The sequence below is a fragment of the Streptomyces sp. NPDC006235 genome, from assembly GCF_040613735.1.
Lineage (GTDB): Bacteria > Actinomycetota > Actinomycetes > Streptomycetales > Streptomycetaceae > Streptomyces.
This window is the reverse complement of record NZ_JBEXSR010000043.1, coordinates 23105-32842: the sequence shown is the minus strand read 5'-3', so window position 1 is coordinate 32842 and position 9738 is coordinate 23105. Positions and strand designations below refer to the sequence as shown.

Here is a 9738-nt window from a genome sequence, read left to right as displayed (position 1 = left end):
GCGCCCTGGCAGATACCGTCAGTCCCTACTGCGGGAACCCGGGACACTTCCAACGGTATGGCCTGCATTACTTGGCGTAACCCGTTTCCCGGGCCCAGGAGGCATCGAAGTCGTCCCCGTCGGAAGTGCCACCATCACTGCCCAGTGCTGCCGCTGCCTTCGCCACTTGCGTCAGCGGGCGTCTCCTGTGGCGAACGTCGCCTCTCGGTCGGCGACTCAGCAGCGTGACGCCACTCACCCTGGTGGGGCACTTGCCGGAGGGTTGTCGGGTCCCCGAGTCGTCCCTCAGGCGAGCCGACGGGCAAGAGGTCATGTGGCAATGCCACCTCACCCGCCGGCCGTTGGGCGAGCCACCCAGAACGCCTGTGGGGCGGCGCCTCAGTGCGGACGTGCTTGAAGCCCAACCGTTCGTAGTAGGCGTGCAGTCCAGTGTTCGTCCGCCACGTGTCGATGCGCACCCAGGTTCGCCCTTCGAGTGCCGCGAGGCGCGACATCCAGTCGATGACACGCGTGCCGAGATGCCTACCGGACGCCTCGCGAGCGACCATCAATTTGTACAGGTAGAGCGCTGATTCGGGGCGGTCGGCGTCCGTCCAGAAATCCCGGTCAACAGGCCCACGGCTGACGGTTGCTAGTACCTTGTCGCCCTCACCGATGACGACCCATGCTCGCCCTTCATCTATGCTGGCGCGCCATTTCGCGAGGGCGCGTTCGCCCGTTTCCGGGTCGCTCCACTGGTCGGTTCCCTTGGTGCGTAGCCACCGTTCCGCCTCTGTTCGAAGAGCCGTGAGGGCGGGAACGTCCTCCGCCGCTGCGGGGCGGAGGTACTCAGTCCGTGCTGACTTCATAGAGGATCTTGTGCCTGTCTCCGGGGAGGATGGTGACCATGCAGCGGAGGGGCTGGCCGTCCGCGTCATAGCCCGTTCGGGTGTGCTCTGCAACGGGTGTTGCCGCAGGTAGTGCAAGCAGTTCAGCCTCCGGGCGGGTCGGCATGCGCACCGAGATCTCGTCCACGTACTTGGCTTGCACGAGTCCCACGGAGGCCAAGATGCCGCCGGGCGCGGACACGTCCCGGGGCTCCATCAAGGGCGTACCGCTGACGAGTTCCTGAGGGAAGTACGAGTCAGCCAGTGCGTACGGCCGGTTGTCTATGAACCGGACGCGCTTGCGCGCCACAGCCAAGCCATTCTCGGGCAGTTCGAGACGCTCGCGAACGTGCGCCGGAGGCTCCACGATCGACACAGTGATGTCTTGCCGAGGGGCATTTCCGTTCTCCGAGATCACGCTTGCCCATTGGTCACCAGCCGTTCGGCCTTCAACCGCGTTGGCGTGGCGACTCCGGCTCTCCAGCGTCGTCCAGTTCCACACGACGGGCGGGTAGTCCTCGCGAACGTACTTCCCTTGGCCCTGCCCTGTTACGACGAGACCCTCCTCGATTAGGAGGCGGACGCCGGCGCGGATGGTCTCGCGGCTGTAGCCGTACTGGCTCATCATCTTCGATTCGCTGGGGAGCGCTTCACCCCCCGCCAGTCGCCCGGACAGGATCTGTTCGCGCAGGTCATAGGCAATTTCCTGAGCCTTCGTCATACCGCGTCGCACCGGCACCTTGTTCCCCTCTGCTCCGACTCCTCCGTACAAGTTAGACCAGGGGGCTTGACTCTCCAAGCGCGACTCGTGCAGTCTCTTGCCAGGCACTCCTCCAGACAAGGCGGACGGGGTGTCACGTACGGTCTTGCCGTACAGGAGGTGCGCCCGGAGGAAAGCCCCAGCTCAGACGGGGTGAATACGAAGGAAGCGTCCGTTACTTGAGAACTGCATAGGTGGGTCCCGTCTCCCCGAGTCGAAAAGACGGACCGCGCGGCCTGCGCCGCGTATTGGCCTCGCCACACCTCATCCGCTGTGGCCGGTTGCCTCCTCCGCTCGTCTCGTACGAGCGGAGCTGAGGGGAGCCGTGAGGGCTTCACCCTTCCCCAGTCGAGAGGACTGTTCATGGACCGCCTGAAGTCACAGGCCGCGAAGAACCGTGAGGCGGCGAAGGTGCTGCGCCGCCGGGGCAAGGACGTTGCCGCGAAGGAGATGGAGGCTCGGGCCGACGAGTTGGAGTCCGGCCGGGTCACCGACTGCACCGACGCCGTGAGTGGCCTCATCTCCTGGGCCTTTCGCCGCTGACCTCAGACCTGCTTCATCCATAAACGGCGCGCCCCCGGTGCTGGAACACCGGGGGCGCTGTTCGGGCCGTTTCACCTGCTAGGGAGACCACGACCCATGAACCACATCGTCACTGTTCAGGACGCTGTTACCGCGTTCGCCGACTTCATGGAGCCGACGGACGCGGAGCTGGACGCGATCGAGCAGGAGATGCCCGTCATTCTGGCGGACGTCGAGTTGCTGGACGCGCAGATCATCACGCTGGACCGCATCCCGACCGAGCTGGACAACCGGCGCCTTCGCCGGGCCCGCCGCCGGGCGCTGGCCGCGCGTCTCGCCTTGGCCAACCGCACCGCCGGCGCTGCCCTGCCGGGGGGTGCGGCATGAGCGCCACCACACGGAGTCTGACGGCCGCGCACGCTGAGGTGAAGGCGGAGATCACGCGGACCGACACCAAGACCGGTCTACTGCTGGCGTTCGTCGGCGCGGTGCTGGCCGGCGCGTGGACCGCCGCCCGGGACCTCCCTCTGACGCTCCCCGCCTACGTGGCGGGTGGGCTCGGGATGGTGCTGCTGGTCGCGGCGGCTGGTCTGCTGCTGCGTTCGACCCGGCCGAACCTGCGCGGCCGACACGGGTTCCCGCTGTGGGCCACGCTCACCGCCGAGGAGATCACCGAAGCCGCCGTAACCGACCTGGCCGCCGACATCGCCGGACTGTCCAGGCTCGCGGTCGCCAAGTTCACCATCCTGCGCCGCGCGGTCGACCTGACCATGACCGGTGGCGCCCTGCTCATCGTGGCCGCCCTGCTCACGGCGGGGGGTGCGGCGTGAAAGCCAAGACGGTCATGCCCGCTGTGGCGATGACGGCCGTGTCGATGGTGCTCACCCTGGCCGTGGTGGTGATGTGGCTGGGGGTAGCGGTGCCGTGGCCGGTTGCCCTGGTCGTCGGTCTGGGGATCGACGGGGGATGGCTGGCCACCCTCGCCTACGAACGGCGCCTTGCCGCGCAGGGCGACCACAACCGCGCCGTGACCGCCGTGGGTTGGGGCTTCGGTCTGCTCGCCACCGGTGTCCTGGTCGTCCACGCACTGACCGCTGAGGATTCGGCGGGCGCATGGCTGGCGGTGTCCTGGCTGCCGGTCGCCGCTAAGGCCCTGTGGCTCGTCCACAGCCTGTGGGAACAGACCGCGCTGACTCCCACGGCGCTGGAGTCGATCCGCGCTATTCAGCAGCAGGCGCGCGACGCGGCGGCCCTGGAACGGGCTCGGCTGCGGGCAGAAGCGGGGACGGAACAGACGCGGCTGACAGCGGTCACAGCGGCCGGCGCCCGCGTCGCCCGTGTCCAGGCCACGACCGCCAAGAAGCTGGCGGGGGCATGGTCGACCCTGGAAAGCACCCACCAGGAGAAGGGCACCACCCGGGCCCTGGCGGGCACGTCCACAGGCTGGGCACTGCCCACTTGGACCACTGCGACCGCTGATGGCGGGACGGATGCGGAGGAATCGACCAAGACCGGGATGGAACGGTCTACGGCTGAGCTGGTGGAATCGACCCCGCTCACCGTCACCCTGACCCGCCTGCCCCTGCCCGATCCCGTCCCCCTCGACATCGGCAAACCGGGCCCGGCAGGCGCCCCGATCCTGCCTCCCGTCGGCCCGGCCCCCGAGCCGATCGAGGCAGCCCCGATCCGGCCCGTTACGCGGCCGGTGGCGGCTGAATCGACCCGGCGCGTCCGGGCGACCGGCCGTGTGCCGGAGGCGGCGAAGACACCGCGTGTGCGCCGCAGCCCTGAACAGCTCATGACCGAAGCCCGCAAGCTGACGGCCAACTGGACGGATGCACAGATCACGGGCGAGGGCCTGCGCAGGGCCCTGCGCACCTCCCCGGCCAATGCCCGCATGCTGCGGGATGCGCTGCTGGCTGAGCGGGACGCGTGATGCGGGCGCTACCGGTGTTCCGGTGGCGCCTCGCCCCGGACGGCTACGCCACCCGCCGCCAACTCCGCGCACAAGGCCTACGGCCCGGTGGCCAGGACGTGGCCGCGCAGCTGGAGCGCCCCCGGCGGCGGGGCCGCCCGCCACTGGTCGCCTACCTGTACCGCATCGACTTGGCGAAGCCGGTCCGGCCGATGACCCCGGCCCGGTGGGCGGCCCTGGCCAAAGCCAATCGTGCCCGCCGTATCTGCCCCACCTGCCGCCGCGATGCGGGCTACGTCATCCCGCCGGCACTCGGCATGTGCACCCCCTGCGCCTTCCCCGAACCCTCCCTTGAGCTGAGGAGTGCCTGACATGGGCAAGCCCGACACCCGCCGCCTGGACAAGGCGATTCAGCAGACCAGCCGCAAGCTCGAAGCGGTCCAGCAGCGCGAGATGTGGCCGCTGAACAGTGCCGAACGCCGCGCCGTGGTCGGCGCCCTGGCCGGCGGCTCCTACCGCGTCGTGCGGGGCCGCAGCACCGACCGCGCTGAACGCCGCCTGGAGACGGCGTGGAACGCGGCCCAGACCCGGCTCATCGCCGAGCTGACCGCGTTGCAGACCGAGCGTCAGCGGGTCGTCAACGAGCACGCCAAGTCCCGCGCCGCGAAGAAGTCTTCGGGGTGGTGGTGACTATGGCCGCCGTCGAGACGCCCCCGGGGCAGTGCCCGCAGTGCTGGCAGCACGCCTACGACAAGAGCATTCACCGCCGCTTGAAGCCGCGACAGGACTGCCCGCAGTGCGTCGACCACATGGTCAACGGCTGCCCCTACCTCGTGCCCAAGAAGTCGTCGGGGTGGTGGTGAGCATGCCGCGCACCGCCCGCACGAACGTCCCGAATTCGCACTTTCACTGCCCGGACTGCGGGCCGCTGGTCTTCGGCGTGACCCGGGCCATCTGCGGCCACGTCATCCCCGCCCCGGTCATCGGCGACGGCCCCGAGCGCAAGTGCCCGGCCTGCAAGGCGGCCCTGCGCGCCCACCAGCGCAGCCACCGCCGCTAACCCCTTCCGGCGCCGCCCTCTGGCGGGGCGGCGCCCCTTCATCTTCTCGCCCCGTTCTAGGGCAGTCAGGAGTCTTCCCGTCATGGGTGACAACGTCGTTCACCTGCACAAGAACACCGACCCGCCCGCCGACACCGCGACCGTGACCACGCTGACCGTGGTCCCCGAACCCGCCCCGCCCGCACCCGTGCCGCTGTGGCTGCGCTCCGGGCAGGTCATCAAGGCCGCCGCCACCCACGAGAACACCAAGGCGATCGTGCGCGGGGTGGCCCGCCACAGCCTCTACACCGTCAACGGGGGCCGGATCGTGGCCCGTCGTACCTGGGACGGCCGCACCGGCTCCCGCTACGAGCGGTACATGCGCGCGGCGGAAGCCGCGGGGAACATGGAACTGGCCGCTGAGTGGGAGGAGCGGTTGCAGCGCTTCCGCGACGCGCGCCACCGCCGCCGCATGGACCTGCTGCACTCGCCCATGGACGTGGCCAAGGGCGCGGCCGTCGGCGCCGGCATGAGCATCGGCCTGCTCGTCGCTCTCGGGGTCGTGATGGCGCTCAACACCAAGCAGGTCGGGGATGTCATCACCCCGCTCAGCGCCACCATCGAGTTCATCGGCACGCTCATGCGGATCGTGCAGATCGTCTGGGGACCCGCTATCACCATCGGCCCGTTCCTGGCCCTGCTGGCCCTGTGGGCGGTCGGCCGCAAGCAGCAAGCCGCACCCCAGTGGGCCCTGCCCGCGAACGTGCGATCGGGCGAGGGGGAGCCGATCACGCCGTCCATCGTGGTCAAGGCCTTCCGCGACCTGGGTATCGCTCCGCTGAAGAACGCCATCAAGGAGATGGGCGACGCCGGCGCATCGATGCTCGGGCCGATCCGGATTGCTGGCTGCGGGGTGGAAGTCGATGTGACCCTGCCCTCGGGTGTGGCGACGAACGAGGTGCAGAACAGGCGGCGCAAGCTCGCCGAGAACCTCACCCGGCACGAACACGAGGTGTTCATCACCATCCCCGAAGCCGCCCGCACGGTGCGGCTGTGGATCGCCGACTCCGGGGCGCTGGATGAGCCGATCGGCCCCTCCCCGCTGGTCACCGACGAGACGATCACGGCGAACTACAAGACGGGCAAGGCGCCGTGGGGCCGGAACCTGCGCGGGGACGCCGCAGAACTGAGCGTGTATCAGCGGCACCTGCTCATCACCGGCCGCTCCAACCAGGGCAAGACCGCCGCCCTGCGCGCCCTGGCCCTGTGGCTGGCCCTGGACCGCACGGTGCAGTTCTGGATCGCCGACCTCAAGGGCGTGGGCGACTGGAGCATGTTCGACGGCATCGCAGAGGTGCTCATTGAGGGCCCCTCCGACGACCACGTCATCCAAGCCACCGAAATGGTCGAAGCGGCCGTGGAGGAGATGAACCGGCGCATCGAGGTCCGCCGCACCGACCCGGCCGCCGTGTTCCCGCCGCTGATCGTGAACGTGGACGAAGCGCAGGTGGCGTTCATGTGCCCGGTCAAGGGCGAGGACGGCCGTCCCTACGGCGGCGCCAAGGCCACTTCCCGCTACTTCATGGCCGTCCGCAAGATTCACAACCAGGGCCGTGCGGTCGACGTGCTGATGTGGCAGGGCACGCAGGACCCCACCGACCAGAACCTTCCCAAGCTGGTCCGCGAGGGCGCCCACACCCGCGCCTCCCTCGTCCTGGGCACCGAGACACAGTCCCGGATGGCGCTGGGCGACAAGGCCGTGGACGACGGCGCCGCCCCGCACCTGCTGCGTCAAGGGCTGGACAAGGGCACCCTCGTGGTTGCCTCCGACGGCATCCAGATGCCGGCGGGCCAGTCCTCCATCACGGTCCGTACCCACTTCATCGACGACGAACCGGCCGCCGTGATCGCCGACCGGGCCAAGGCCCTGCGCGACGGCGTCGCCACCCTGCGCGTAGTCGACCAGGGCGAGGAGCGTGACGCGCTCGCCGACGTCGCGACCGTCATTGGGGACGCGGCCCGGCTGCGGACCAACGAGGTACTCAAGCGGTTGCACGCCCTGGATCCGAAGGTCTACGGCGACCAGTGGACCAACGACCGGCTCAAGGCTCTGCTGGAGGAGCACGGCGAGGAGCCGAAGAAGTCCCATGGCGTCATGGTCGTCCACCGCGATCACGTCGCGCGGGCGCTCGCCAACCGCGACACCGACGGTTCCGCTTCCGCCGCCCAGTAGCGGGGAGGCAAGCCCGTCCGGCCTGGGGAGGCGGGGAGAACTCCCCAACCCCCTCCCCACGGCGCCTCCCCCGCGTTGATCAGCGAAAACACTGGTTCGGGGAGGCGGGGAGCCTACCTGCCCAGACCCCCGAAACGCCGCCCTCAGCGCACCCCGAAGGGTGTGCCCCTGCCTCCCCCAACACCCCTCGGAAGGGATTCCGCATGTACCCCGACCACACCCCACGGCCGCCCAGCGAAGGGGCCGTGGAAGTCCACCAGCCCACCCCGCTCCCGCCCGCCGTGACCGTGCCGACGCCGGTCATCCCGGTCCAGCCGGGCAGCGTTCCGGCCGTCGCGAGCATCGTCCTGCCCGACGGCCGCGTCGTCACCGGCTACGCCATCAACCCCGCACAGCCCGAGCCGGTCACCGCCAAGCCGCCCGTCTCGCGTGCGGCGGTGAACGTCGCCCTCGGAGGCGTCGGGTTCCTCGCGGTGTGCGGCGGACTGATCCTGCTCACCTCGTTCATCGCCGCACTCACTGCCATCATCACCCAGCTCATCACCCTGGCCGCCGTCTGCTTCGGCGGATGGATCGCCGTACAGGTCTTCACCGCGACCGGCCACAAGGGCAACACGACCGTGAACATCCGCAAGGCCGTGATCAAGCGCAACCACTTCCACGGCTAGCTACGCCAAGGGCGGCCCCCTCGTCTCGCCAAAGCCGCGGGGCCGCCCTTGTCCACCTGTCAACCACTTGACCTGTGGAGGTCTCCCAGCATGACGCAACCCACCGACATCCGGCGAGTGCGCGGCCGTCGGCCGCGCTTACTGGATCTGTTCTGCCGCCAGGGCGGAGCCGGCAAGGGCTACGACGACGCCGGGTTCGACGTGACCGGCGTCGACAAGGACCCGCAGCCGCGCTACCCGTTCCGGTTCGTTCAGGCGGACGCGATCGCGTTCGTCCTGGAGCACGGGGCTGCGTTCGACTTCATCCACGCCTCCCCGCCGTGCCAGCACGACACCGAATGCCAGCGCCTCCAGGGCAACGACCACCCCGACCTGATCGCCCCGACCCGCGCGGCGCTGGACACGACCGGCCGGCCGTGGGTCATGGAGAACGTGCGCGGGGCGGTGCCCAAGCTGCACGCTCCGGTGATGCTGTGCGGGCAGATGTTCGGCCTGGCCAACTACCGGCACCGGTACTTCGAAACCGGCGGCGGCTTCACCCTCGCCCAGCCGGACCACCCCGCCCATCTGGTGCCGCAGGCCAAGATGGGCCGCCCGGTCCCGCCGGGGCACTACGGACAGTTCGTCGGCAACTTCTCCGGCGTCTCCCTCGCCCGCCGGGTGCTGGGAGTGCCGTGGATGAACCGCGACGGCATCCGCGAGTGCATCCCGCCCGCCTACGCCGAACACATTGGATACACCGCCCTCGCCCAGCTCGCCCCCCTGCTGGGGGTGGCGGCGTGAACGGCATCCTGACCGCGAGCCTGGAATGCCTGCCCCGGCTCGCCTCCGCACTCACCAGCGCCGAACGCGGCTGGCCCGTCATTCCCCTGCACCCGTACACCAAGCGGCCGGCCGGTCACGCCGAACGGGACTGCCCCCGCACCGGCCGCTGTGCAGGCGGGCACCGCAAGCCCGAACAGCGCGCCACCACCGACCCCGACCTGATCCACGCCACGTGGGCTGCGCGTCCGTACAACGTGGGAATCGCAACCGGCCCGGCCGGGCTGCTCGTCATCGACCTGGACGTGCGCAAGCCCGAAGAGCCGAAAGGAGCGCCTGACGGCGCAGCTTCCCTTGCGGCGCTCTGCGAGCGCACCGGCCAGACCGTCCCCACGACCTACCGTGTGCGGACCGCGCGCGGCGGGGAGCACCTGTACTTCACCGCCCCTGCCGGGGTGCAGCTGAAGTGCAGCGCCAACCGTCTCGGGCCGCACATCGATACCCGCGCATGGGGCGGCTACGTCGTCGCCCCCGGCAGCACCACCCCCGACGGCATCTACGAGGTCGCCTGTGAGGCGCCCGTAGCCGAACTGCCCTCCTGGCTCGCCGAGTTACTCACAGAGCCGCACAGGCCCGCTGTGGCGCCTGTGAAGGTCCATGACGGCACCCGCGCCGCCCGGGTCGCCCTGGAGCGCGAATGCGCCGTCATCGCAGCCGCGTCCGAGGGCGGGCCGAACGGCCGCAACAACACCCTCCACAAGAGCGCCTGCAAGGTGGCGCGGTTCGTGGCGTGGGGCGACATCCCCCGGCACGTGGTGGAGGAGGCAATCCAGGGGGCGGGGGAGGCTACGGGCCTGCCGCCGGCCGAGTGCCGCACCACCATCCGCAGCGCCCTGGACTGGGTCATCGCCCACGCCACCCCGCGGGAGGCGGCATGACGGCGCCGACTCCCCCCGCCCTGGATTGCCCCACC

At 69.9% G+C, this 9738-nt stretch carries 14 protein-coding genes; 12 read left to right on the top strand and 2 right to left on the bottom strand.

Annotated features, from left to right (window positions below; translation table 11 throughout):
- Positions 1–134: 134 nt before the first annotated feature.
- Together ABZ192_RS35095 and ABZ192_RS35090 are read right to left on the bottom strand one after the other, a co-directional pair.
- Positions 135–848 (bottom strand): GNAT family N-acetyltransferase, encoded by a 714-nt coding sequence (locus ABZ192_RS35095; protein WP_356928530.1) that lies wholly within the window; start codon positions 846–848, stop codon positions 135–137.
- A complete protein-coding gene (locus tag ABZ192_RS35090) occupies positions 829–1587 on the bottom strand; it encodes a GntR family transcriptional regulator (RefSeq protein ID WP_356928529.1) in 759 nt (252 codons plus the stop codon). Before ABZ192_RS35090 ends, ABZ192_RS35095 begins: the two co-directional genes overlap by 20 nt.
- A gap of 402 nt (positions 1588–1989) precedes the next feature.
- On the opposite strand from ABZ192_RS35090, the gene ABZ192_RS35085 reads away from it, so the two are divergent.
- The 12 genes from ABZ192_RS35085 to ABZ192_RS35030 all read left to right on the top strand — a co-directional run bounded on the left by ABZ192_RS35085 (position 1990) and on the right by ABZ192_RS35030 (position 9703).
- Positions 1990–2169 carry a hypothetical protein gene (locus ABZ192_RS35085; protein WP_356928528.1) on the top strand — a complete coding sequence of 60 codons (180 nt, stop codon included), beginning with the start codon at positions 1990–1992 and terminating at the stop codon, positions 2167–2169.
- A 96-nt stretch (positions 2170–2265) separates the two neighbouring features.
- On the top strand, positions 2266–2535 hold the full coding sequence (locus ABZ192_RS35080; RefSeq protein ID WP_356928527.1) for a DUF6284 family protein: 270 nt from the start codon (positions 2266–2268) through the stop codon (positions 2533–2535).
- Positions 2532–2978 (top strand): Pycsar system effector family protein, encoded by a 447-nt coding sequence (locus ABZ192_RS35075; protein ID WP_356928526.1) that lies wholly within the window; start codon positions 2532–2534, stop codon positions 2976–2978. The genes ABZ192_RS35080 and ABZ192_RS35075 overlap by 4 nt, the downstream gene beginning before the upstream one ends.
- Positions 2975–4084, top strand: coding sequence for a hypothetical protein (locus ABZ192_RS35070; protein ID WP_356928525.1), 1110 nt, complete (start codon positions 2975–2977; stop codon positions 4082–4084). The genes ABZ192_RS35075 and ABZ192_RS35070 overlap by 4 nt, the downstream gene beginning before the upstream one ends.
- A complete protein-coding gene (locus tag ABZ192_RS35065; RefSeq protein WP_356928524.1) occupies positions 4084–4434 on the top strand; it encodes an RRQRL motif-containing zinc-binding protein in 351 nt (116 codons plus the stop codon). The genes ABZ192_RS35070 and ABZ192_RS35065 overlap by 1 nt, the downstream gene beginning before the upstream one ends.
- 1 nt (position 4435) lies before the next feature.
- Positions 4436–4753: a hypothetical protein gene (locus ABZ192_RS35060; RefSeq protein WP_356928523.1), complete on the top strand. Its 318-nt coding sequence runs from the start codon at positions 4436–4438 to the stop codon at positions 4751–4753.
- A gap of 2 nt (positions 4754–4755) precedes the next feature.
- On the top strand, positions 4756–4926 hold the full coding sequence (locus tag ABZ192_RS35055; RefSeq protein WP_356928522.1) for a pRL2-8: 171 nt from the start codon (positions 4756–4758) through the stop codon (positions 4924–4926).
- Positions 4927–4928: 2 nt separating this feature from the next.
- Positions 4929–5123 (top strand): hypothetical protein, encoded by a 195-nt coding sequence (locus ABZ192_RS35050; protein WP_356928521.1) that lies wholly within the window; start codon positions 4929–4931, stop codon positions 5121–5123.
- 82 nt (positions 5124–5205) lie between these two features.
- Positions 5206–7335 (top strand): FtsK/SpoIIIE domain-containing protein, encoded by a 2130-nt coding sequence (locus ABZ192_RS35045; RefSeq protein ID WP_356928520.1) that lies wholly within the window; start codon positions 5206–5208, stop codon positions 7333–7335.
- 203 nt (positions 7336–7538) lie between these two features.
- Positions 7539–8003: a hypothetical protein gene (locus tag ABZ192_RS35040; protein ID WP_356928519.1), complete on the top strand. Its 465-nt coding sequence runs from the start codon at positions 7539–7541 to the stop codon at positions 8001–8003.
- 90 nt (positions 8004–8093) lie between these two features.
- A complete protein-coding gene (locus ABZ192_RS35035; protein WP_356928518.1) occupies positions 8094–8786 on the top strand; it encodes an SAM-dependent methyltransferase in 693 nt (230 codons plus the stop codon).
- Entirely contained in the window at positions 8783–9703 is a 921-nt protein-coding gene (locus tag ABZ192_RS35030; RefSeq protein ID WP_356928517.1) for a bifunctional DNA primase/polymerase, read from the top strand. The genes ABZ192_RS35035 and ABZ192_RS35030 overlap by 4 nt, the downstream gene beginning before the upstream one ends.
- The last annotated feature ends 35 nt before the right edge of the window (positions 9704–9738 follow it).

Bases quoted from the DNA above. Each gene is read 5' to 3' on its own strand.
- ABZ192_RS35095 (WP_356928530.1), bottom strand. From the start codon at position 848: ATGAAGTCAGCACGGACTGAGTACCTCCGCCCCGCAGCGGCGGAGGAC.
- ABZ192_RS35090 (WP_356928529.1), bottom strand. From the start codon at position 1,587: ATGACGAAGGCTCAGGAAATTGCCTATGACCTGCGCGAACAGATCCTG.
- ABZ192_RS35085 (WP_356928528.1), top strand. From the start codon at position 1,990: ATGGACCGCCTGAAGTCACAGGCCGCGAAGAACCGTGAGGCGGCGAAG.
- ABZ192_RS35080 (WP_356928527.1), top strand. From the start codon at position 2,266: ATGAACCACATCGTCACTGTTCAGGACGCTGTTACCGCGTTCGCCGAC.
- ABZ192_RS35075 (WP_356928526.1), top strand. From the start codon at position 2,532: ATGAGCGCCACCACACGGAGTCTGACGGCCGCGCACGCTGAGGTGAAG.
- ABZ192_RS35065 (WP_356928524.1), top strand. From the start codon at position 4,084: ATGCGGGCGCTACCGGTGTTCCGGTGGCGCCTCGCCCCGGACGGCTAC.
- ABZ192_RS35060 (WP_356928523.1), top strand. From the start codon at position 4,436: ATGGGCAAGCCCGACACCCGCCGCCTGGACAAGGCGATTCAGCAGACC.
- ABZ192_RS35055 (WP_356928522.1), top strand. From the start codon at position 4,756: ATGGCCGCCGTCGAGACGCCCCCGGGGCAGTGCCCGCAGTGCTGGCAG.
- ABZ192_RS35050 (WP_356928521.1), top strand. From the start codon at position 4,929: ATGCCGCGCACCGCCCGCACGAACGTCCCGAATTCGCACTTTCACTGC.
- ABZ192_RS35045 (WP_356928520.1), top strand. From the start codon at position 5,206: ATGGGTGACAACGTCGTTCACCTGCACAAGAACACCGACCCGCCCGCC.
- ABZ192_RS35040 (WP_356928519.1), top strand. From the start codon at position 7,539: ATGTACCCCGACCACACCCCACGGCCGCCCAGCGAAGGGGCCGTGGAA.
- ABZ192_RS35035 (WP_356928518.1), top strand. From the start codon at position 8,094: ATGACGCAACCCACCGACATCCGGCGAGTGCGCGGCCGTCGGCCGCGC.